Raw genomic sequence first — 22,509 nt, 5'->3', positions numbered from 1 at the left:
CGGCCTCCGGCCCCCGGCCTCCGGCCCCCGGCCTCCGGCCCCCGGCCTCCGGCCTCCGGCCCCCGGCCCCCGGCCCCCGGACTCGGGCCTCAGGCCACCGGACTCCGGCCTCCAGCCTCCGGCCTCCGATCTCCGGCTCCCGGCCCCGGCCGGCCTCCGGTCGGCCCCGGCCCCTGGCCCGGCTCCCGGCCCCGGCCCCTGGCCCGGCCTCGAGCCGAGGCCGAAAGTGTGCCGCCGGTACCGGACTTCCGGCCGTTCATGGTCATTTCCAGCCGTTGTCTTGGCATTCTCATGACAAGTGCACCGCCTCGATGTCACGCTGCTGCCCGACGTTCACCGTTCCTTCACGCCTCCCTCACGCGGCGCCGCCCGCATCCCCTCACCCCCATCCCTTCGCCCGGATGCCCGCAGACCACCCGCCCTGCCGTGCCGCGCGCCCGGACCGGCCCCACCTCGCCGGTCCGTCCCACCTCGGCCCGCACCCCGGGCCGACCGTCGCAGAAGGAGAAAACGTTGCCCCGGCGACACCGCCCCCTGCACCGGCGCAGACGCGCCGCAGCTCTCGCCCTCACCACCCTCGGGACCCTCCTCACCTTCGGCGCCCCCGCCGGCACCGCCTCCGCCGCACCGGCGGATCCCGGCCCGTCCACGATCACCGCCGTCCCCCGCGCCGGCGCCGCACCGATCGCCCTCACCCCCACCCGACGGGCCACACTCGTCCGCAGCGCCCAGGCCGCCGCCGGCACCACGGCGCAACGGCTCGCGCTCGGCTCCCGCGAGAAGCTCGTCGTCAAGGACGTCATCCAGGACGCCGACGGCACCACCCACACCCGCTACGAACGCACCTACGCCGGACTGCCCGTCCTCGGTGGCGACCTCGTCGTCCACCTGAAGAACGGCCGGACCACCGTGTCCCGGGCGAGCGAGGCCACCCTCGCCGTGCCCTCCCTCACCCCGACGGTCACCGCGGCCCGTGCCACCGGCAAGGCGCTCGCCACCGCGAAGAACGCCGACGTCGCACGCCCCGAGGCCGAGGGGGCGCCCCGGCTCGTCGTCTGGGCGGGCGAGGGCAGGCCCGTTCTGGCCTGGGAGACGGTCGTCGAGGGCGTTCAGCACGACGGCACGCCCAGTGAGCTCCATGTCGTCACCGACGCCGGCTCCGGCAAGGAGATCCTCACCTCCGAGCACGTCCACACCGGCACGGGCGTCGGCCAGTACAACGGCGAGGTCCAGGTAGGCAGCACCCTGTCCGGATCGACGTACCAGCTCGTCGACGGCGACCGCGCCGGCCAGCGCACCTACGACCTGAACCGGGGCACCTCCGGCACCGGCACCCTCTTCACGGACGACAACGATGTCTGGGGCGACGGCACTCCGGGCAACCGTCAGACGGCGGGCGTCGACGTGGCCTTCGGCGCCGCAGCCACCTGGGACTACTACAAGGACGTGTACGGCCGCAACGGCATCCGCAACGACGGCGTCGCCGCCTACAGCCGCGCCCACTACGGCAACAACTACGTCAACGCCTTCTGGCAGGACAGCTGCTTCTGCATGACCTACGGCGACGGCGAGGGCAACGCCAAGCCGCTCACCTCGCTCGACGTCGCCGCCCACGAGATGAGCCACGGCGTCACCAGCGCCACCGCCGACCTGACGTACTCGGGCGAGTCCGGCGGTCTCAACGAGGCGACCTCCGACATCTTCGCCGCCGCCGTGGAGTTCCACTCCGGCCTGACCGCCGACGTCCCCGACTACCTCGTCGGCGAGAAGATCGACATCAACGGCGACGGCACCCCGCTGCGGTACATGGACAAGCCCTCCAAGGACGGATCCTCCCGCGACTCCTGGGATTCCACGCTGGGCAGCATCGACGTCCACTACTCCTCGGGCCCGGCGAACCACTTCTTCTACCTGCTCTCCGAGGGCAGCGGCGCCAAGACCGTCAACGGTGTCGCGTACGACAGCCCGACCCACGACGGCCGGGCCGTCACCGGCATCGGCATCGAGAACGCCGCCGCCATCTGGTACCGGGCGCTGACCACGTACATGACCTCCTCCACCAACTACGCCGGCGCCCGCACCGCCACCCTCCAGGCCGCCGCCGACCTCTTCGGCGCCTACAGCCCCACCTACCTCGCCGTCGCCGACGCCTGGGCCGCCGTCAACGTCGGCAACCGCATCGCCCTCGGCGTCAACGTCGCTCCCATCGGCGACCAGACCAGCGGCGTCGGCCAGGCGGTCTCCCTCCAGGTGGACGCCTACACCACCAACACCGGCTCCGCCCTCACCTACGAGGCGAGCGGCCTGCCCGACGGCCTGACCCTCAGCGAGACCGGCCTGATCTCCGGCGTGCCGACCACCACCGGCACCAGTGACGTCACGGTGATCGTCACCGACGGCACGGGCGCGTCGGTCACGGTCGACTTCGCCTGGCGGATCGCGTACGTCTACGCGGCCACCACCCGCGTCGACATCCCGGACGCGGGCGCCGCCGTCGAGTCCCCGATCACCATCACGGGCCGTACCGGCAACGCCTCCGCCGCCACCGAGGTCCACGTCACCATCGTCCACACCTACCGCGGTGACCTGACGGTCGACCTCGTCGGCCCGAACGGCACCGTCTACTCCCTGCTCAACCGCAGCGGCGGCTCCGCCGACAACGTCGACCAGACCTTCGTCGTCGACGCGTCGGCGCAGCCCGTCGACGGCACCTGGAAGCTGCGCGTCCAGGACCGTGCGTCGATCGACGTGGGTTACATCCAGCGCTGGCAGCTCACCCCCTGACGGGACGACAGCCGCGTACAGCCGCCCGGGCCCGAGAGGGGTCCGGGCGGCTGTACGCAGCAGGGGGACGAGCCCCTCAGGTGCGGCGCGGCGCGGGACCCCCGAGGCCGGCGATCTCGGCCAACGGCGTCCCGCGCGCCCACAGTTGGAGGCGGGCGCCGTCGATCAGATGGGTGTGCCCCTGGCGTGCGGCCCACACCTCGTCGCGGTGCGTGAACGTTCCGCGATGCACGACGAGCCGTACCCGAGGTCCGGACCGCCCGCGTGATCGGCAGGAGCAGGCGGCCTCCTCGTCCGGCAACGGCTCGGCCACCGGCCGGAACGCCACGTCGAGCAGGCGCCCCCGCCCGTCCCGTGCGGCCAGGTGCAGCGCGTTGTGCGCGGGCGGCGGCAACACCCGCCACCCGTCCCGCCGCAGCATCCGCGCGACGGCGACCACGAGCGCCGGCATGTCCAACTCGGCCAGTTCCTCGGCGGTGTAGTAGCCGTGCCGCCGCCTGGCGGGCTGACGGGAGCGGCGACGGACGACGAAGGCGACGACGCCGAGCGCCACCAGGACCAGAACGGGCACCCAGACACCGACGGCCCGACCGGCCACCGCGAGTGCCGCGGTCGCCCCGCAGACGACGGTGACCAGGACGGCGAGCCCGGGCAGCACCTCGCGCAACCGTGGCCCGTAACGGCCCGCCGCACGCAGCTCGCGCACGGTCCGGCGCCGCCGGGCACGCGACGACTCGTCCGTCGGCACTCGTTCGTCCCCGTGTCCCCCCAGGGTCGGCACCCCCCACCCCGTGCATCACGATGTGCAAGGGACCTGATACCCACCGTGTGGGGAAATGCCCGCAGTCGACGCGTTTCCGCCATCGCCTTGGCCGAGGAGCGCTCCTTGCGCGGACCGGGTCGAAGGCCGTTGTCAGTGGTGGGTGTCAAGCTGCTGGTCATGGACGAGGCTGACTTCATGCGGGGCCGGGTCTACGGCGCCGACCACGACGACGCGAGCCCCCGCCCGGACCGTGCCTACGCGGAACTCGTGGGCGGTCCGCTGGACGGCCTGCTGCTGGACGTCACGGACCGCACCGACCGCGACGACCTGCGCGAGGTGGCGCTGACGACGGAGATAGGCCGCTACGGCCCCGGCGGCCGGGCCCTGTACGTACGGCGCCCGACGGACGGCCGCCGCTTCGACTGGCAGGGCGACGCGCCGGGCACCAGGTGACCGACCCCCTTCTCCTCACCCGCACTTGTTCGATCGCACGAACCTTCCTCCGCCGGGGTTACCCCGCCCGCCGAGGCTTGATAGGAAACCTTCCTGTCAGTTCTGCCAGACACGTTGCACGCAGCTCCACCTCCACCCACCCCCCACTCCTCCTCTGGAGACACTGTGGCGCACATGTCCCGCGCGACGGGCCCGACGGCCGCCTCGCGCCGCAAGATCCTCACCCTGTTCGCCGCTCTGACGGCGGTCCCGCTGCTCGGCTCCCCGCAGGCGGCGGCCGCACCGCGCGCCGCCCGGGGCCTCGACGACCCGGCGAAGAAGGAGATCGCCATGAAGCTGGTGTCGAGCGCGGAGAACTCCTCGCTCGACTGGAAGGCCCAGTACAAGTACATCGAGGACATCGGCGACGGCCGCGGCTACACCGCCGGCATCGTCGGCTTCTGCTCCGGCACCGGCGACATGCTGGACCTCGTGGAGCTCTACACCGACCGCAAACCCGGCAACGTCCTCGCCCGGTACCTCCCCGCCCTGCGCGCGGTGAACGGCACCGACTCCCACGCGGGCCTCGACCCGAACTTCCCCGGGGACTGGCGCAGGGCCGCTCAGGACACCGCGTTCCAGCGGGCGCAGAACGACGAACGCGACCGGGTCTACTTCGACCCGGCCGTCAAGCGGGCCGTGTCGGACGGGCTGCGCACCCTGGGTCAGTTCGTCTACTTCGACGCCCTCGTCATGCACGGCGACGGCGACGACGCCACCAGCTTCCGCAACATCCGCAAGCGCGCCCTGAACAAGGCGAAGCCACCGGCGCAGGGCGGCAACGAGACGACGTACCTGCACGCCTTCCTGGACGCCCGGGTCTGGGCGATGAAACAGGAGGAGGCGCACAGCGACACCAGCCGGGTCGACACCGCACAACGCGTCTTCCTCCGCAAGGGCAACCTCGACCTCGTCCCGCCGCTGGACTGGAAGGTGTACGGCGACAGTTACCACATCGACTGACCGGCGCCGCGCCCGTCGTGAGCGGAGGCCCGGCGGCGTCACGGCGTCGTCACTGTGACGCGCCTGTGACGCCGACTGTGGCCTCCGTCACGGCCGTGGAGGCCCGTACCGCCGAAGATCGAACACGTGCGCGCCGCCGGCCCGCGGTATCCGACAGAAGGTGAGACCCTCCGTGTTCGCCCTCCTGGGATTCGCTCTGATATTCGCGGTCCCCGTCTGGTGCATCGCGGTGGTCGTCAAGCTCATCTCCGTCGCCCTGCCCGGACGCCGGCCCGACTGGGGAGTGCACCTGCTGCGCTGGTCCGCCGGCATGGCGGCCGCGGCGGCCATCGGCGTCTACCTCATGGCCGCCGGAGCCGTGGAGTTCAGCGACCACGAGTCCCGGTCCGGCACGAACTCGTCCCCGGCGCCGGCCTGTCGGGACGGGGTCGCACGGGAGACCGTCCGCCACCTCGTCGGCCACCGGGCCTCCTACCTGCCGCCGAGGTTCGACTGCGTCCTCGACGACGGCACCACTTACGCGAGCAGCGGCGGTTACGCCTGGATGAACACGCTCGTCGTCGTGTTCGCCGTCACCGCCGCCGCGTTGGCGGTGGCGGGCCGGTACGCGGCCGAACGGCGGGCGCGGTCGCGGACCGCCGTGGAACCGCCGCCGAGCGATGACGTGCGCGTGCGGGCCGATGGTGTGCCTGGGGCATAGGAGACCGGTCCGGGGGTACGCGCGCCGGGATGAACGGGGTAGTGAAGGCGGTCCTGATGGAACCTGTGCCGCCCGACGAGGCTTCCTTCGGATCCGACGAGGGCCCCGTCGAGCTGACGGTGGCCCTGGCCGGCGAGAGCGGCTGTATCGCCGGGGCGCGGCATCTGACGGGTGGTTTCCTCGCGCGTGTCGAGCACGAGCAGGGGGTGCCCGTGTCGCCGCGGGCCCTCGACCTGGCGCAGCTCGTGGTGAGCGAGCTGGTCACCAACGCGCTCCGGCACGCCCCCGGCCCGGCCCTGCTGCATCTGAGCCTCGCCGGTGCCGCCGTGGAGATCGCGGTCTGGGACAGCGACCCGGCCCTGCCGGTGCCGCGGGGGACCGACCCGACGCGGGTGGGCCAGCACGGCCTGGAGATCGTGATGGCCGTGGCGCAGGACTTCGACGTCGTACGGGAACCGGTCGGCAAGCGGGTCGTGGCCCGCCTGGGCCTGCTCGACGGGCTGTGAGCGGCCGCTCCGGTCAGCGAGGACCGCCGTCCTCGCCGACGACGCGGAACGTCGCCCGGCCGAGGGCGAGCACCCCGTCCGACAGCGGTGTGCACCGCACTCCGCCCTTGCCGCGCAGGGCGCGCTGCGCCCCCGGGCCGACGGTGACGTCCATCCACGCACAGGGCCGCGCCGGGCGGTTCACGCCGAACGTCACAGGACCGCTCCCGCCGTCGAGGACGATCGTCGCGCCGACGTAGGAGTCGATGTCGACGCCCCGCAGCAGGATGTTGCGTCGGGTGTGCCGCAGATCGACCGACGGGTTGATGTCCACCGGCAGGTTCTCGGCGGCCATGAGGGTCACCGCCGCGTCCCGGTGGGCCGGACGGCCGAAGTAACGGTCGCCGACCAGCCCGAGGCCGCCGCGGACCTCCACCGACCCCACCAACTCGTCGCCCGGTGCGTCCGACGGCCCGTCCGCGGGACGTCCCGCGAACCGGTGCGCCGGCGACACCAGCAGTTGCACGACCTCCACCTCGACCACACCGTCCACGCCGTCCACCTTAGGCCCGAGCAGGCACGGGCGGTCCGGGCGGGGCTCCCGGCAGCGACCGTCGGCGGTCGGCTGCCGCTGCCGGGGCCCGGTGGGTCAGGGCCGCCAGGGCAGAGTGGAGCAGTTCGAGCCGGCGGGCTTGCCGTTGAGCCGGTCGGTCAGCCAGGAGATCGCCTCGCCCTGGTCGATGAGCAGCGGAGCGAAGTGGTTGAGCAGGGCACGGCCGAGCGGCAGCAACACCACCGGCTTGTAGGTGACGTCGGCTCCCTTGGCGCACCAGGCCACGGCGAGTTGCCGCGTCTGGGCGTGCGGTACGAGGTCGTCGGCGGTGCCGGTCGCCACTCGCACCGGAGACGCCGGCCTGAGTGTGCCGATGCGCTGGTCGGCCAGGAACGCCTTCAGCGCCGGTTCCGCCTGGATGATGTCGCTGAGGGAACGCCCGTCCGTGGTCCAGGAGGTGCTGCGCGCCGAGTTGTAGGCGAGGAGCGCGTCGCCCACGCACATGGTCGACAGATCCCTGAGGGCCTCGTGACCGGACTTGTTGAGGTGCTTCTCGGCGATGGGCTTCAGCTCGGGGTCGGTCTGCAGGAATCCGTTGACCGACCAGCCGAGCGCGCCTGCCAGGTCGCTGCCGTCGATGGCCTGGGTGACGGCGACGAGGTCCGCGGGTGCGGCACCCGTGTAGGTCCCGGCGAGCGGCACGTCGGGCGCGTACGAGGGCTGGAGCTCGGCGGCGGCCGCCGTGGCCCCGCCCCCCTGGCTGTAACCGAACAGCGCCACCCGGGAGTCGTCCGTGAGGGACGTTCCGTCGAGGGACCGGGCCGCGCGGACGGCGTCCAGCACCGCGTGCGCCTCGTCGACCCGGTTGACGTAGGTGTGCAGCCGGTCCGTGGTGCCCAGCCCGGCGTAGTCGGTGACCACGACGGCGATGCCCCGGGCCAGGAGCCGGTAGATCGCCAGGTTCTCGTAACCGACGGACAGGGTCTGTCCGTTGAGCAGGAGGGGTCGTTCGAGACCGAGGGAGGCGGCGCACTGGTCGCCCTGCCCCATGGTCCCGGGCGCCAGCGCGACCAGCGGCCGCGGTCCGCTGCCCTTCCAGGCGGCCGTCGGTTCGATGTAGGCGCCGGTGACGGCCATGGGCCGGCCGCCTGCATCCGTGGACTTGTACATCAGCCGGGTCGCTCTGCCGGGGAGCGGACCGTCGAGCCCCGGCAGGCTCAGCGCGAGCGGAAGCCGTTCGGTGCGGACGAGGGCACCGTCGGCTGCCGGGAGCGAGGCGGGAGGGGTGTAGAACGCGGGGATGGTGACGCCGCGCGAGACCACGGCGTCGGTCTGCGAGTCGGCGGCGGCCGGGACGGCCGTCGTACCGATGCAGGCGGCAGCGGTGACGGCCGCGGCCAGCAGGCGGGTGGGGGTGGGCATGGCAGACCTCCTGGGGAAGAAGGGAGGCCGAGCCTTCCTCTGCGGCTCGGTGGCTCGCGGCCCGGTGGGGACGGACCGCCCGGCGCGGGGCAGCGGTCGCCCACCGCTGCCCCGCGCCGCACTCAACGCACTCAGTTCTTAGACGAACTGTCAGGACGGTAGCCGTCGGGGGGTTACCGGGGGTACCCGTCGGTAGGTTACGGTTCAGTAATGTGAGGGCGGCAGCCCGCGTGCCCTACGCTGACGCCGGTCCCGGTTGATCGATTAGCCCGGTTGATCGATTGGTGACGGCTGCGGCCCGGGCGTACGGTCGAACGGTGGACACGACAGTGAACGCCGACGTTCACTGAGCCTCCCCGGGCCCGCCTCCGGGCGGGCGAGACGCCATGAGCAGCACTCCGCAGCCGACCTCCGCGAGCGAGGCCTCCGCCCGGCAGCACGGCGGTGGCGGAAGCGTGATGGCGCTGCTGGTCATCGCCTCGTGTCAGCTGATGGTGGTCCTGGACATCACGATCGTGAACATCGCGCTGCCCGAGATCCAGCGCTCCCTGGACTTCTCCACCGCCGGCCTGTCGTGGGTGGTCAACGCCTACACCCTCGCCTTCGGCGGTCTGCTGCTGCTCGGCGGCCGGGCCGGCGACATCCTCGGCAGACGGCGCGTCTTCGTCTTCGGCGTCCTGCTGTTCGTCCTCGCCTCCCTGCTCGGCGGCCTCGCCCAGGGCGCCGGCCAACTCCTCGTCGCGCGCGCCCTCCAGGGCGTCGGCGGAGCCATCGCCTCCCCGACCTCCCTCGCCCTGATCAGCACCACCTTCCGCGAAGGGCCCGAGCGCAACCGGGCGTTCGGGGTCTTCGCCGCGGTCTCGGCGGGCGGCGGGGCGATCGGTCTGCTCGCCGGCGGGGTGCTCGTCGAGTGGCTCAACTGGCGCTGGATCCTCTTCGTCAACGTCCCCATCGGTCTGCTCATCGCCCTGGCGGCGCCCCGCTGGATCAAGGAGTCCGCACGCCATCCGGGACACTTCGACCTCACCGGCGCGCTCACCTCCACCGTGGGGATGGTCCTGCTGGTCTACGGCTTCATCCGGGCCGCGCAGGACGGCTGGCGGGACGCGCTGACGCTGGCCGCGTTCGCCGGGGCCGTCGTGGTCCTCGCGCTGTTCGTCCTGGTCGAGAAGCGGTCCAGGCAGCCCATCACACCGCTGCACATGTTCGCCGACCGCAACCGCGCGGGCACATACGGCATCATGCTGTGCCTGGCCGCCGCGATCTTCGGCATGTTCTTCTTCCTGACGCTCTTCGTGCAGAACGTGCTGGACTTCAGCCCGTTGGCCACCGGGTTCGCCTTCCTGCCGGTCAGCGCGGTCATCGCGGTCGGCGCCGGCCTGGCCTCCCGCTTCCTGCCCACCTACGGCCCCAAGCCCTTCATGGTGGGGGGCGGGATCCTCGCGGCGACGGGCCTCGCCTGGCTGACCCTGACGGACGTCCACTCCACGTACGCGGGCAGCGTCCTCGGCCCGATTCTCGTCTTCAGCCTGGGCATGGGCATGGAGTTCGTCTCCCTCACCCTGATGGCACTCTCCGACGTCCCCACCCGGGAGACCGGTGCGGCCTCCGGCCTCCTCAACACCACCCAGCAGGTCGGCGGTTCACTCGGCCTGTCCATCCTGGTCACGGTGTTCGGCACCGCCAGCCGCAACGAGGCCGAGCGACAGATCCCCGACTTCCTGGCCCGGGCGACCCCGGCCGAACGCCTGCGCTTCCGGCGCACCGGGGAACTCCCGCCCCCCTGGTCCGACGAGATCCTCACCGCCGGTGTCTCGTCCGCCTTCGTCATGGCGGCCGTCTTCACGCTGCTCGCGGCCCTGATCGCCGTGCTGGTGATCCAGGTCCGCCCCTCGGACCTGGAACGCCTCAGGGGCGGAGCCGGACCCGGCGCCCTGTGAACGGCCTCGCCCCCCGGCCGGGACGACCGCCGGGTTAGGGTCCGCACATGGGTCATCGAGACGTGGGCATTCTGCACCCCGGTGCGATGGGAGCGAGCGTGGCGGCGCAGGCCGTCATCGGGGGAGCCGGGGTCCGGTGGCTGCCCGACGGCCGGTCGACGGCGACACGACAGCGGGCCGCCGGGCTGGGACTGCGATCGGCCGCGAGTCTGCGGGAACTTGCCGAGACGTGCGAGATCGTCCTCAGCGTGTGCCCTCCCGCCGTCGCTCTCGACGTCGCCGAACAGGTGGCGGCGACCGGCTTCCGGGGCCTCTACGTCGACGCCAACGCGATCAGCCCGGACCGGATGGCCGCCGTCACCCGCCTGTTCGAGGGCAGCGGCGCGACGGTGGTCGACGGAGGGATCACGGGCCCACCGCCCCGCGAGGCGGGCACGACCCGCCTGTACCTGTCCGGCGACCCCACGGCCGTCGCCCGGGTCGCGACCCTCTTCGAGGGCACCGCACTCGCCCCGGTGGCCCTGGAGGGCCCGATCGGCCGGGCATCGGCCCTCAAACTGGCCTTCGCCGCCTACAACAAGATCTCCTACGCCCTGGCCGCCCAGGCCCGCGCTCTCGCCGACGGCCACGGAGTCCTCGACGACCTGCTCGACCTGGCGGCCCACTCGCTGCCCGACACCCCCCTGGCCAGGACGGAGCAACTGGTCGGCGCCGGGCCGCGGGCATGGCGGTGGGAGCCGGAGATGCGGGAGATCGCCCACGCCTGGCGGGAGGCCGGCCTGCCGACCGCCTTCGCCGAGGCCGCCGCGGAGACGTTCGCACGCTGGGAGGCCCACAAGGACAACTGGACGGTGACGGGCGCGCGCCTGATCGCCGACCTGCGGCAGGCCGACGGCAACCCCGCCCCCTGAGCCGCCGAGGCGCCCCCGCCCCCTGAGCCGCCGGGGCGCAGACGTCACCGGAGAACGGCGGGACGCCGCCCCGTCCCGCCGCACCCGCACAGGCCCGGTGTCTCAGTCGTCCAGCGCGGTCAGGACCTCGCCGAGGTCGACGAACTTGAAGTTCGTCGCGGTACGGTCCTCAGCCTCGCCGGCATCGTCGTGGCCGTCCTGGACGACGAGGAGACCGTCGGGGAACCTGCTCCCCAGCGGCGCGTTGAGGGCCGCCGCGCCGTCGCACTCCTCCGAGCCGTCGGGCCCCGTCGCCGTGGCGCCGACGCGGAACCCGCCCTCGTACTCGTTGTCGTCGCCGAGCTCACGGTCGTAGGCGGCGAAGGTGTTGTCCCCCTGGCTGGACGCCAGCAGGTAACCGTCGCCGTCCGCCTCGTGAACCAGCGTCAGGCCCTCGACGTCCGCGGACAGCCGGGTGCCGCCGTAGCCCGGGTCGCTTCCGCTCACGCACTCCTCGGTGGCCTCGTCGTAGGTGCCGGGAACCCCGTACTCCCGTACCGCGTCGAGGAGTTGAGGAGCACCGGTGAGGGTGGCGGGGATGCGCCAGATGCCGACGTCCTCCTGCCCGGCGTACAGCGTGCCGTTCGCCGGGTCGACGACCATGCCCTCGACCTGGGGGAGTTCACCGGGCTCCGCGCACGGCGACCACGAAGTGCCGTTCGGCAGGCGGAAGGACGAGGGCAGGCTGAGTGTGCGGACCTTGCGGTAGCCGACCTTGCCGCCGGCGGTGGCGGTGAGCTCGAGCAGGGCGACCGTGGTGCGTTCCCGCTGGCTGACCAGCGCGTACGTGCGGCCGCTCGCCTTGTCGGTCCAGGTGGCGAGGCCGTACGCGGTGCGCTGCTCGTTGATCTCGGCCTGGTCCGCCGAGAAGATCGGCGCGGCGGCCGGGTCGGTGACGTCCGTGAGGGGGCGGCCGGGGGAGCGGGGGTCGATGCGATAGACGCGGAGACGGTCGTTGCCCCGGTCGGTGGTGACCGCCAGATCGGCCCGCCCGGTGGACAGCTTCAGCCCGTGGACGAGATCGACGTTGTTGAAGCGGCCGGGCGCGTCGTCGGCCCCGGGTCCGGCCGGCGCGGCGATCGACTGCACCAGTCGGGCGTCGAGGTCGTAGACCCGCAGTCCCCCCTCCTTCGCGGTGGCGACGACGAGACTGGCGTCGGGGTGGGCGGTGTTGCGCCAGATCGCGGGGTCGTCGGCGTCGGCGTTGCCGCCCGACCCGTCGTCGTAAAGGGCGGGTGTCTCGACGCGGGGCAGGACGGCCGGCAGGGCGTCGTCGTCCTCCGCGGACGCGGGAAGCGCGGCGGTGAGCGCGAGGGAGGCCGTGAGGACCGAGACGGCGAACGATCTCGGGAGAGGTCTGGCCACGTCGAACCTTCCTTCCGTAGCGGGCATGACAAACGTAGTGATCTTGGTCGTCCGAGCGAACGTCAAGGCGGCCTGCGCGTGAAGGGGAGGCGCCTTCGAGTCGAACAAGTGCCGTGGGCCCAGGGCGGTTTCCGGTCATCCGCTGGTGCTCGCCGCGGGGCACGCCCGCTCGACGGGACCCCGTGCGGCCTACACCGAGGAGTGCGCCAGCAGGTAGTCGACGGCCTGGGTCACGTCGGTGACGGTGTGGTGGGGCACGGCCAGTTCCTCGGGCCAGGGCCGGCCCGCGACCCAGATGGTTCTCAGGCCCGCTCCGTGCCCGCCGTGGATGTCGGTCTCCGGGTTGTCGCCGGTCATCCAGTCGCCGGAGGTGAGCTGGGTGCCACAGCGGGCCGCGGCCAGCTCGAACAGGCGCGGGTCCGGCTTGCGGACGTCGATGTCGCCGGAGGCCGCGATACCGTCCACGAGGTCGGCGAGGCCCGTGGCGCGTACCTTGGCGCGCTGGATGTCGGACGACCCGTTCGTGGCGACGCCGATGCTCCAGCCGCTCTCCTTCAGCCGGGTGAGGCTGTGCAGGACGGCGGGACGGCAGGTGACGGCGGCGGCCATGCGGTCGACGTACACCCGCCACAGGTGATCGGCCGACTCACCCAGGCCGAAGGCGGCGCGCAACCGGGCGAAGTCTCCCCGGTCGGCGTGATCGGCGAGCTCCGACAGCAGCCACTGCTCGATCTCCGGCCCGTACCCGTGGTCGTGACAGAGATCGGCTATGGCATCGGCGAAGGCGGACGCACGGTCGACCAGGGTGCCGTCCAGATCGAAGAGGGCGAGGCGCATGAACGTGCCCTACCCAGGCACCGATCGGCCCCAACCCCGCGACATACCGCGCCGCCGGTGTGCGGACGGAGGGTTTGCCGTCGGAGTGAGGGGCAAAGCGATGTGAATGAGCGAACCGAACACCCAACCGAACGAAGACCCCGAATCCCAGCGGGCGACCGCGGCCAAGGGCCGGCGGACCGCGGCCAAGGCGACCGCCCCCGCCGCACGGGCCACCAAGAGCGCCGCGACAAAGGCCGATGACGCCGCGTCAGCGACCAGGAACGGAGTCGAGCGCGCCGCAGGGGCGACGGCCGGCGCCGCGCACACCGCAGCCCGCGGCGTCGAGGCGGGCCGCCAGGCGATCGTCGCCACCTCGGGGCAGGTCGCCGCCACGGCCAGGACGGCCTGGACCGTCATCGCGCAGCGGAAACTGGTCGCCGCCGGCGTGGGCGCGGGCCTGACCGCGCTGACCGCCGCGTCGTACGCGGTGGGCCGCCGCTCCGGACACCACACCCACGGGCCGATCACCCGGCTCACCGGCGGACGGATCTGACACGCACCTCGGCGGGCCCCGCCCGCGGGAACCCGCGCCCAACTCCCGTCGTCTCCAAGGAAACCGGAGGGCGACGAAGTCCGACTCGACGGCGGACGGGGGAGAGGACGGGCGATGGGCGAGCCGGCGCGGGCGAGGTCCGCTGAGGCGCGAGGGCGATCCGCTGGGGCATGCGGACGGCGGGCTACTGGCTGGCGGTCCACCTCCTGGTGCGCCACCTGGCCGACCCGCTGGACACCCTCGTCCACGACCAGGTCCTCGCGCACCTCACTGCGAACACCTACGTCGCCCACGCGGCCGGCCTGCTCACGCCGGACGCGTCAGCCGCACCGCTCTCCGCCGCGGTGACGCTGCCGCTCGCACAGACCGCTGTCACCGCGCTCTACGTGCACCTGAGGTGCCTGCGACCAGGAGCGGGCGCGGCCTACGCCCGGCCCTGACCCGCATCCGCGAAGTCGACCTCCGGCGGCCCTCCCGGCGGCTCCGGTCCGGGCCCTGGGTCGTGCCGCGCCGCCCGGCGGGCGTTCTCCTCCCGCATGGCCGTCAGCCACGGCCACAGGTCCGGCAGCCGCTGAGCCGAACACGCCAGACGGTGCTCGATCCGGCAGCGCTGCGACCCGTCCGGCGGGCACACGCCGTACACCGCCACCCGACCGTCGGACAGCACGATCCACCGGTGATCGGCGGGCACGAGGTGCGCGAGCACGGTCACCTCCGGTTCCAGCAGCACCCAGTCGTGTTCCAGCGTCAGCACCCGGTCCTGCGGCAGTCCGCAGTACGGGCACGCATACGGCGTCCTGCCGCGTAATCGCCGCGGTCCCTCGTCAACAGCCCCCATATCAGGAGCGTGCGCTCCGACCGCCGTCCCGCGCACGCCGCCTTCAAGACGCAACCCCTGTGCCCACTCAGGTCCTGAACGGCAGCCGAGACACCCCGGGACCACGCCTCTCCCCGCCGACGCACCGGCCACGGCGGACAACCACTGCGGGACGAAGCGACGCGCAACGACGACCGACGAAGGACGGGTCCGTCGGAGCCCTGCCGCGATCGTCCTGGTGCCCGCGCGGCGGCCGGCCCACAGGCCACTCCTGCCGGATCCGTTCCGGGAGGGTCACCGGGACGATCGCAGCCTCCGCCTACTCCTGGGCGCTGCCCCGTCGGCGGACGAGAAGCACCACGGCGGCGCCCGCGACGAGGACGGCGGCGACGATGCCGGTCCAGGCGCCGGCGGACAGCCCGCCGTCCTCATCCTCCTTCTCGGTGGTGGCCGCCTGCGGGGAGGACGAGACGGCGGCGGTCTCCTCGGCGGCCGGGGTGGCTGCCGCGGAGGGGCTCGCAGACGGGCTGGGGGAGGAGGTGGCCGGCTTCGCACCGGGCGCCGCCGCCTTCAGCTTCAGCACGGGCGCCTCGTTGCCATGACCGTGACCGTCGCCCCCGGACTCGCCGAGTTCGATCCAGCGGTCGACCTTGCCGTCGCTGTAGGTCTGGAGCGTCTTGAACGCCAGCTCCTTCGCGTCGGGCAGCTGCCGGACGACGATCGAGTGCTCGGCGTTCTCGCCGACCTTCACGGCGGGGCCCTTGACGACGTATCCCTCGGCGTCGGCGGTGAATTTCCAGCCCGCTGGGCCCTTGCCGTACACCACGTCGGCGGGCGTGATGCCCTTGGGCAGGACCACCCGCAGCTGGGTGATGCCGGCGGTGGCGGACTCCGACTCGGCGACGAAGGTGATCTCGACGTTCTCCGCGAGGGCTTGGGCGTTGGCGGACTCGACCTCCACATGGGCGGCGGCCGGCACGGCGGTGAGCAGGACGGCGGTCGTCGCGGCGGCCGCCGCGACGGTCAGGCGGCGCGCGGCGCGCGACAGGGTGAAGCGGGACATGGGTGTCTCCAGGCACAAGGGATGACGGGGCAGCCGCACGGCGGGACCGAACCGCCGCCCCGGTGGGGTCAGTTGACGAGAGCAGTCCTCGTCGCGGGAGGACCCCGCCGTACGACCGCGTGTGCGAGGACCGGTCCGACCGCCCGCAGCCCGCCGCCCCCGGCCGGCAGGACGACGGGGCGCCCGAGCGCCTCGGCCGCCGACAGACGGCCGACGGCCGCCGGCCGGGCGGAGGCCAGCCGCGCGCGCAGAGCCTCGAGCACCGCCGTCACCCCGTGCGCCAGCGTCCAGCACGCCAGGTCCGCCCGGTGCAGGAGGACGGCGACGAGTAGGGCGACCAGGGCGTGGGCCACCGTCATGGCCATCGAGCCGTGCAGGCGCTCGTGCCAGGCGACGTGGACGTCGTGGACCTGACCGCCGTGGTGCCGCGCGTGGAGCGCGGCCGTCGCCGGCGTGTGCCGGGTCCGCGGGGTGAGCGTCAGCCACAGGTGCAGTCCGCACTGGGCGACCACGCTGCAGACGGCGACCGTGACCAGACGGCGGGGGCGGCGCGTGCCGGCCAGCCCCAGACCGAAGAGCACCGCGGCCGCGGCTCCGCCCCGCGCCCACGGCACCGGCCCCTCCCCGAGCAGATGGTGCGCGCTCGCCCCCAGCACCGTGCCGACGACGGCGAACATCGCGGCCCGCAGGACGGGCAGAGGCGCGCGGGGCGTGGTGACGGGCTGGTGCATGGCCCGCCCATCATGGGGCATGTCCCGTCCCGTCGGCAGGCAGGTCGGCAAAAGAGGCCGAGATGTCCGTACCTCGGCCTGGCCTGTGGGGCGGGGGAGGGGGCTGCTCGGTGGCTACGTCGGGGCCCGGCTGCAACCCCGCCCGCCCGACAAGGCCCTGCGCCTGCTGCTCGGCGCCCCGGCCGCCGTGCTCGGCGTCCTCTGCGCCGTTCAGTCGCTGCGCTGATCAGGAGTGCGAGAGGGCGAAGGACACCAGGAAGCCGCACACGGTGATCAGCCCGATGGCCAGGTGGGCGTCCTGGAACGCCTCCGGGATCATCGTGTCGGCGATCATGGCGAGGATCGCCCCGGCGGCCACCGCAGTGACCGCGGCGATCACGGCGGGCGAGAAGGCGCCGATCACGGTGTAGCCGAGAACGGCCGACAGCGTGCTCGCGGCGGCGATCGCTCCCCAGACGCCGAAGACATAGCCCTTGCCGCGGCCGGCCTTCCTCATCCCCGCCGAACTGGACAGACCCTCGGGCACGTTGCTGATGAACACCGCCGCCACGGTCACCAGACTGACCGCACCCCCGTCGAGCAGGCTGACGCCGATGACCGCGGACTCCGGCACACCGTCCAGGAGGGCGCCGAGTGCGAGCGCCGCACCCGAACCGCCCTGCTCGCTCTCCGAGGGCTGCGCCTGCGTCGGCTCATGACCGGAACGCTTGCGATGCCGGGCGCCCCGGCGGGCCAGCCAGACATTGCCCCCGGTGTAGGCCGCCGCCCCGGCGAGCGTGCCGACCGCGGCGGGCGCGAGCCCCGCCTGCTCGTACGCCTCCCCGACCAGTTCGAAGGAGACCGCCGACAACAACACCCCGGCGCCGAAGGCCATCACCGTCGCGATCACCTTCTGCGGGACCCGCAGCCCGAACCCCACCACGGCACCGACCAACAGCGCCGAGCCGGCCAGCAGCCCCCACAGTCCTGCCTGCACTACTTCAGCCATGCAGGCCCGGCTACCCCGTGACGAGGTGTTGTTGCGTGGTTTACCTGGCGCGGTTCACCTCTGGCGTGGTTCACCTGGCGTGGCGTGCTCTGGAACGGGGGCTGCTGACAGGGCCGTCGGTGTCGCCGCTGTTCAGCAGCTCCAGGATCTCCTTCATGCCCGGCCTGGCAGTGGGATTGTGCTTGAGTGCCTTACGGAGAGCGTCCGCGACCGCCGGGGGGAAGCGGTCGGCCCACAGCGGAGGTGGCTTGGGGACGTTCGCCAGAAGGAGGTTCATGATCCTGACCATGGTGCTGTCCACCGTGCTGTTCTCGTTGCGCGGGTTCCCGGAGGCCGCGACGGCGGCGGTCACGGCGAACGAGTACACGTCGTTCTTGCTGGTCACCACACCGTTGAACCGCTCGGGCGCCATGTAGCCGACGGTGCCCTCCGGCTCACGCGCACCGGTTTTCTGGGTGAGCCCGAAGTCGCCGATGACCCAACGCTCCCCGAGACGGAGGATGTTGGCGGGCTTCACGTCACCATGGATCAGCCGCCGGGCATGGAGATGGCACAGGCCGGCAGCGACATCCCGCAGCATGTGCAGGAGCTCCGAGCCCCAGAGCGGCTCTTCGTTGACCGCGTCACGAAGGGAGAACTCCGCGAGAGCGGTGCAGATGAAGCTCCAGCGGTCGAGCCGCCCTCCGACCTGCGTTCCGGCGCTGCGGTACGGCAGGATGTTGGGCGCGTCGAGCCCGGCCATCACGACGGCCTCGCGCGAGAAGTACACGAAACGCTTGTCACCCTTGGGCGGCTGCAGTTTCAGCGCCACCCGTCCGAGGGAGCCGCCGAAGGCGAACTCCTCGGCCTCCCACACCACGTTCAGAGCACCGCGGCCGACCTCTCGCATCAGCCGGTACCGCCCGTCGACGATCTCACCGACGAGGTCCAGCTCAGGGATGTCGTCGCGTCTGGCCACGGTGACGCCGCTGTCGCGGGCGAGCGGGATGAACGTGGGGGGATTGGTCAGGTGCGCGCGCCCGGAACCGGGGGAGAGGTGCGACTGCTGCCCGGCGGCGCCCCTAACGGGCCAGCAGCCCTCCAGCAGTTCCCACAGGAAGGCCATCGCGTTGCGGCAGGCGGCGGGCTGCAGTACGGCGTCCTGGTCGGGCCGCTTGTCGACGAGCCGGTCCGAAACGCCCCGTACCAGCACGGCCTTTGTGTCGGTGGGCCAGAACCGGGCACCGCTGAGGAAACCCAGCCCCTCCATCTCCACCGCGTGGGCGTCGTCGAAGGACTCGCGCAGATACTGGTAGAGGTCCGAGCGGTTACCCGTGTGGAGCTTGTCGCCCGCCGCGATGGGCGCCACGTGCGCCGTCGGCCGCGACCGACGGTCACTCTCGGGGGCGCGCTTGCGCCAGGCTCCCTCGGCGGCCACCCGGAACGCGAGCTGGGTGAGAGTCCGGTCCGTCACCTCGATCACGGGCCGCCCCAGCAGCGCGTCGTCCGTCTGCTTCGCCGACTCGTAGCCGTAGACCTTCGTGGCGAACACGACGTCTCCCAGCTCGACGTCGTTCTTCAGGCTGCCGGCCGTTCCGACGAACGCGATGAGTGCGGGCCGCAGCTCCTGGACCGCCTGACTTGCCTGGAGCGCCGCGGCGATGTTGCCCTGCCCGACGCAGGTGACCCACACCTCCCAGACACCATCAGTCACGGCAAGGTCACCCACCATGTACGGCGCTCCGGACGTCGAACGCGCCGTACCCACATGCGTCAGGAACTCCCTGACCGTCCTGTACTCGGACAGCGCCGCGGTCAGAATGACGAGGCGGGGCTGTTCGCGCGCGCTCCAGTCCTCACCGGAAGGTGACGCCGGGCGACGCCTTAAGAGGGTGGACCACTCCGGCTCGGCCCGCTCCTCGGCATTCCGTCGGTCAGGGGAGTGTTGGTCGTGGGACAACGGGCGGTACAGCCTCCCAGCGGATCTCCAACGCCCGCCGCGACGCGGCCGGTTGGACGTGGTCAGCCTACCGATCGAAGCCGCCCGAACGCGCCGAGTCAACGCACTGCCGGTCATCGCGCCGTCGGCCCGAGGGACGCGCCCCCGATCGGCCGGGAGCGCGCCCCTCACCCTCAGGACCGCGCCGGATCGGGCACGGTCACACGGTTCACCGGTGTGTCCCCGTTCCCAGCAACTCGGGCAGCGGGTTGACGAGACCGGTCGGCGACTGCCGTTGGGCGGAGGGCCCGGTCGGCCAGACCGCGGGGCAGTGGGCGCCCTTGCGGGGCGTCTTCAACGTGAGGAGGTAGGTGTCGATGGCGTCACGCGCGCACGGGCTCAGCCAGTAGTCGCCGTGGCCGACACCGTCGTACGTGAGGAACGCGGCCTCCCGGCCGATCTGGCGGGCCGCGTTGGAGCCCCAGGAGTACGGAGTGGCCACGTCGTAACGGCTGTTGGTCACCAGGATCGGTGGAGTGCCGTCGACCCGGAGTCTGTGGGGCGGGTTGGTCACCTTCGTCGGCCAGTTCTGGCAGCCGGTCAGGTCCGTCCAGGCGAGGGAGCTGAGACGGGTGACGGGCGCGAGGCGGGCCAGTTCGCGTTCGTAGCGGGCGAGGGTGGCGTACGACGGGACATCGAAGTCGTAGTCCTGGCACATCACCGGCAGGTACGCGAACTCCGTCGGCTCACCGCGCCGCTTCAAGGACCGGGCCGCCGCGGGGTCGGCGGCGTCCAGGAAGGCGAGGTCCTCGGCGAACTGGAACCAGGAGGCCGGGTCGTACATGTAGCCGAAGGCGATGCTCTGGAGGTCCTGGGTGGTGACGGTGTAGGGCGGGTCGCCCGGCAGGACCAGCTCGCCCGCGTCGGCGCGCTGGTAGAGCGAGTCGAAGAGGGCGCGGGCGTCGCGGTCGTGGAGCACACAGGACGGAGTGCGGGCGCACCAGTCGGCGAACTGGCCGTACGACTCCTCCATCGCGATGGTCTCGGTCTTCTGGTAGGCCCAGGTGCCCAGGCTGTGGTCCATGTTCGAGTCGAGCGTCATCGCGCGGACGCGGTGCGGGTAGCGCTCGGCGTACTGCTGACCGATCCCGGTGCCGTAGGAGACGCCGTAGTAGCTGATCCGCTTCTCGCCGAGGCCGGCGCGGATCGCGTCCATGTCGCGGATGACGCTCGCGGTGTCCATGTGGTCGACGAGCGGTCCGGTGAGGTCGCGGCAGTTCTCACCGAGTGCGCGGTTCGCCTCGCGGAGGTCGGCGAAGGAGGAGGCGCTGTCCGGATAGAGCAGCGCGCCCTGCGCGGCCACCCGGTCCGAGTCGCACATGACCGGGTTGCTGAGGCCGACGCCGCGCGGGTCGAAGCCCACGATGTCGAAACGCTCGAGCAGCTCGGGCGAGAAGGAGTCGGGGGCGCTGAACGCGAAGCCCACGCCGGAACCACCCGGCCCGCCCGGGTTGATCAGCAGCGAGCCGATCCGGCGCTCCGGGTCGGTGGCCAGGTGACGGGCGAGCGCCAGGTCGATGGTGGCGCCGTGCGGCCGCTTCCAGTCCACGGGGACCTTCAGGGTGGCGCACTCGAAGGTGCCCTCGCCGGAGGGAGACGCACAGGGTTGCCAGGCTATGCGCCCGGGGGACGGGGTCTTGGACGAGGGCGCGGCCACGGCGGTCCCGGCGAGCAACTGGCCGAACAGCGCGGTGACTAACGCTCCGACGGCCAGTCTTCTGCGCCCTTGGGAGCGCGTGGCACGAGGGGGATGGGACGACACGAATGATCCTCCATGAAGCAGACGTTCACAGACGGATCACAGCATGGTCCGAAGGTCCTCGTGACACAAGGAAAGTGATGAATCGTCAGATACAGAGGTGCACGATCAAGCCCGTCCGTGCGCCTCCTGCGAGCGCCGGGAGAGCGAGTCGATGACCACCGCGGCGAAGAGCACCCCGCCGGTGATCACGGACTGGACGGCGGTGGGCGTGTCGGTGATCGCCATGCCCGAGGCGATCGACTGGATGACCAGCATGCCGAGCACCGCGGACCAGGTCGTACCACGCCCTCCGAACAGGCTGGTGCCGCCGATGACGGCTGCCGCGATCGCGTTGAGCAGAAGGACACCCGAGCCGGAACTCTGGCTCACGGAGGTGATGCGCGAGGCCAGGAACAGACCGCCGATCGCGGCCATGGTGCCCGAGACCGCGAGCACCGCGGTCCGCACCCACGTCACACTGAGGCTGGCCCGACGGGACGCCTCGACACTGCCGCCGAGGGCGTAGACCTGCCGCCCGTAGTGCGTGTGCCGGAGGACGATGTCGAGGCCGGCCACCGTCACGAGGAAGATCAGCAGGGCGAGCGGCAGCCCCTGGAACCGGTTGAGCAGATACGCGACGGCGAACGCGATCACCGCGACGGCTCCCGTGCGCACCCCGATGGCCCGGAGCGAGCGATGCGGCATGCCCACGGCCTGGCGACGCCGCCGGTCCTGGTAGGAGACGAGGAAGACGACGCTCGCGCCGACCGCCGCCAGACCGTAGGCGACGGCGTCGTTGGTGAAGTAGTAGCTGGTCAGCTTGGCGACGAGCCCGTTCTCGTCGAGGTTGATGGTGCCGCTGGTCCCGAGGATGGCGAGCATGATGCCGTTCCAGGTGAGCAGCCCCGCGAGCGTGACGACGAAGGCCGGCACCCGGGTTTTGGCAAAGGAGTAGCCCTGGACGGTGCCCGCCACGGTCCCCGCGAGGACCCCGACGATGAGGGCAAGCCACTCCGGCACACCGCTGTTCACGTTCAGGACGGCGAAGACGGCCGCCGCGAGGCCGCTGATCGAGCCGACCGACAGATCGAGCTCACCGAGCAGCAGCACGAAGACGATGCCCACCGCGATCAGCCCCGTGCCCACGATGTCCACACTGAGATTGGACAGGTTCCGCGGGGAGAGGAAGTTCTCGTTGAGGGACTGGAAGATGATCCAGACCGCGGCGAGGACGAGAACGACGGGAAGCCAGCCCAGCTCACCGGCGCTCAGCTTCCGCCGGAAGGCGGCGACCCAGCCCTCCACGACACGGGAGACAGCCCGCCCGGGGTGCGGCCGGCCGGTCTCGGCGTCGGGCGTGGCGAGTTCGGTCCGCGTGTTGTCCGTCATCTTGCGCATCCCT

General features: G+C 72.2%; 22 protein-coding genes. 10 read left to right on the top strand and 12 right to left on the bottom strand.

Translation table 11 applies throughout. From position 1 onward, the window contains the following. The first annotated feature begins 513 nt into the window (after window positions 1-513). Entirely contained in the window at window positions 514-2,784 is a 2,271-nt protein-coding gene (locus tag IE263_RS34235; RefSeq protein ID WP_189941881.1) for a M4 family metallopeptidase, read from the top strand. A gap of 76 nt (window positions 2,785-2,860) precedes the next feature. Here the strand turns inward: IE263_RS34235 and IE263_RS34230 are convergent, their stop codons facing one another. After that, window positions 2,861-3,532 carry a hypothetical protein gene (locus IE263_RS34230; protein ID WP_229911324.1) on the bottom strand — a complete coding sequence of 224 codons (672 nt, stop codon included), beginning with the start codon at window positions 3,530-3,532 and terminating at the stop codon, window positions 2,861-2,863. 192 nt (window positions 3,533-3,724) lie between these two features. Between IE263_RS34230 and IE263_RS34225 the strand changes: the two genes are divergently transcribed. From IE263_RS34225 to IE263_RS34210, 4 genes are all read left to right on the top strand, one after another. Then, window positions 3,725-4,000, top strand: coding sequence for a hypothetical protein (locus IE263_RS34225; protein WP_189941879.1), 276 nt, complete (start codon window positions 3,725-3,727; stop codon window positions 3,998-4,000). A gap of 174 nt (window positions 4,001-4,174) precedes the next feature. Beyond that, window positions 4,175-5,002 (top strand): chitosanase, encoded by an 828-nt coding sequence (locus IE263_RS34220; RefSeq protein WP_189941877.1) that lies wholly within the window; start codon window positions 4,175-4,177, stop codon window positions 5,000-5,002. A 172-nt stretch (window positions 5,003-5,174) separates the two neighbouring features. Continuing rightward, entirely contained in the window at window positions 5,175-5,702 is a 528-nt protein-coding gene (locus IE263_RS34215; protein ID WP_189941875.1) for a hypothetical protein, read from the top strand. A gap of 56 nt (window positions 5,703-5,758) precedes the next feature. Next, window positions 5,759-6,208, top strand: a complete 450-nt coding sequence (locus tag IE263_RS34210) for an ATP-binding protein (protein WP_189941873.1) — start codon at window positions 5,759-5,761, stop codon at window positions 6,206-6,208. Between the two features lie 13 nt (window positions 6,209-6,221). On the opposite strand, the gene IE263_RS34205 is transcribed toward IE263_RS34210, so the two are convergent. Together IE263_RS34205 and IE263_RS34200 are read right to left on the bottom strand one after the other, a co-directional pair. Further along, complete coding sequence (locus IE263_RS34205; protein ID WP_189941915.1) at window positions 6,222-6,731, bottom strand: molybdenum cofactor biosysynthesis protein; 510 nt, start codon at window positions 6,729-6,731, stop codon at window positions 6,222-6,224. A gap of 105 nt (window positions 6,732-6,836) precedes the next feature. Continuing rightward, entirely contained in the window at window positions 6,837-8,162 is a 1,326-nt protein-coding gene (locus IE263_RS34200) for an alpha/beta fold hydrolase (RefSeq protein WP_189941871.1), read from the bottom strand. A 386-nt stretch (window positions 8,163-8,548) separates the two neighbouring features. On the opposite strand from IE263_RS34200, the gene IE263_RS34195 reads away from it, so the two are divergent. Both IE263_RS34195 and IE263_RS34190 read left to right on the top strand, forming a co-directional pair. Beyond that, the gene (locus IE263_RS34195) at window positions 8,549-10,102 is read left to right on the top strand and encodes an MFS transporter (protein WP_189941870.1); all 1,554 of its coding nucleotides are present in this window, start codon (window positions 8,549-8,551) and stop codon (window positions 10,100-10,102) included. Between the two features lie 47 nt (window positions 10,103-10,149). Beyond that, the gene (locus IE263_RS34190) at window positions 10,150-11,013 is read left to right on the top strand and encodes an NAD(P)-dependent oxidoreductase (RefSeq protein WP_189941869.1); all 864 of its coding nucleotides are present in this window, start codon (window positions 10,150-10,152) and stop codon (window positions 11,011-11,013) included. A 102-nt stretch (window positions 11,014-11,115) separates the two neighbouring features. Here IE263_RS34190 and IE263_RS34185 read toward each other — a convergent pair whose 3' ends face one another. Continuing rightward, window positions 11,116-12,417 (bottom strand): phytase, encoded by a 1,302-nt coding sequence (locus IE263_RS34185; RefSeq protein WP_229911323.1) that lies wholly within the window; start codon window positions 12,415-12,417, stop codon window positions 11,116-11,118. 189 nt (window positions 12,418-12,606) lie between these two features. Beyond that, window positions 12,607-13,254, bottom strand: coding sequence for an HAD family hydrolase (locus IE263_RS34180; protein ID WP_189941865.1), 648 nt, complete (start codon window positions 13,252-13,254; stop codon window positions 12,607-12,609). Window positions 13,255-13,360: 106 nt separating this feature from the next. Here IE263_RS34180 and IE263_RS34175 point away from each other — a divergent pair, with 106 nt between their 5' ends. Then, window positions 13,361-13,789, top strand: a complete 429-nt coding sequence (locus tag IE263_RS34175; RefSeq protein WP_189941863.1) for a hypothetical protein — start codon at window positions 13,361-13,363, stop codon at window positions 13,787-13,789. Between the two features lie 170 nt (window positions 13,790-13,959). Further along, window positions 13,960-14,229 (top strand): hypothetical protein, encoded by a 270-nt coding sequence (locus IE263_RS34170; RefSeq protein ID WP_189941861.1) that lies wholly within the window; start codon window positions 13,960-13,962, stop codon window positions 14,227-14,229. Here IE263_RS34170 and IE263_RS34165 read toward each other — a convergent pair. The 3 genes from IE263_RS34165 to IE263_RS34155 all read right to left on the bottom strand — a co-directional run bounded on the left by IE263_RS34165 (window position 14,214) and on the right by IE263_RS34155 (window position 16,400). Next, the gene (locus IE263_RS34165; protein WP_189941860.1) at window positions 14,214-14,627 is read right to left on the bottom strand and encodes a DUF6083 domain-containing protein; all 414 of its coding nucleotides are present in this window, start codon (window positions 14,625-14,627) and stop codon (window positions 14,214-14,216) included. The genes IE263_RS34170 and IE263_RS34165 overlap by 16 nt on opposite strands. A 298-nt stretch (window positions 14,628-14,925) precedes the next feature. Beyond that, window positions 14,926-15,669: a DUF1775 domain-containing protein gene (locus IE263_RS34160; protein ID WP_189941859.1), complete on the bottom strand. Its 744-nt coding sequence runs from the start codon at window positions 15,667-15,669 to the stop codon at window positions 14,926-14,928. Between the two features lie 68 nt (window positions 15,670-15,737). Continuing rightward, complete coding sequence (locus IE263_RS34155; RefSeq protein WP_189941858.1) at window positions 15,738-16,400, bottom strand: hypothetical protein; 663 nt, start codon at window positions 16,398-16,400, stop codon at window positions 15,738-15,740. A gap of 85 nt (window positions 16,401-16,485) precedes the next feature. On the opposite strand from IE263_RS34155, the gene IE263_RS34150 reads away from it, so the two are divergent. Next, window positions 16,486-16,626, top strand: coding sequence for a hypothetical protein (locus tag IE263_RS34150; RefSeq protein WP_268256086.1), 141 nt, complete (start codon window positions 16,486-16,488; stop codon window positions 16,624-16,626). On the opposite strand, the gene IE263_RS34145 is transcribed toward IE263_RS34150, so the two are convergent. From IE263_RS34145 to IE263_RS34130, 4 genes are all read right to left on the bottom strand, one after another. Next, window positions 16,627-17,388, bottom strand: coding sequence for a ZIP family metal transporter (locus tag IE263_RS34145; RefSeq protein ID WP_189941857.1), 762 nt, complete (start codon window positions 17,386-17,388; stop codon window positions 16,627-16,629). 70 nt (window positions 17,389-17,458) lie between these two features. Further along, window positions 17,459-19,444, bottom strand: coding sequence for a protein kinase domain-containing protein (locus IE263_RS34140; RefSeq protein WP_229911322.1), 1,986 nt, complete (start codon window positions 19,442-19,444; stop codon window positions 17,459-17,461). 91 nt (window positions 19,445-19,535) lie between these two features. Next, on the bottom strand, window positions 19,536-21,023 hold the full coding sequence (locus IE263_RS34135; RefSeq protein ID WP_189941855.1) for an alpha/beta hydrolase: 1,488 nt from the start codon (window positions 21,021-21,023) through the stop codon (window positions 19,536-19,538). 210 nt (window positions 21,024-21,233) lie between these two features. Beyond that, a complete protein-coding gene (locus tag IE263_RS34130; protein WP_229911321.1) occupies window positions 21,234-22,496 on the bottom strand; it encodes a sugar ABC transporter permease in 1,263 nt (420 codons plus the stop codon). Window positions 22,497-22,509: the final 13 nt, after the last annotated feature.

The organism is Streptomyces aurantiogriseus (assembly GCF_014649375.1).
In the GTDB taxonomy this organism is placed as follows: domain Bacteria; phylum Actinomycetota; class Actinomycetes; order Streptomycetales; family Streptomycetaceae; genus Streptomyces; species Streptomyces aurantiogriseus.
Note: the sequence above shows the minus strand (reverse complement) of the source record. Positions and strands in the feature narration are given on the sequence as shown.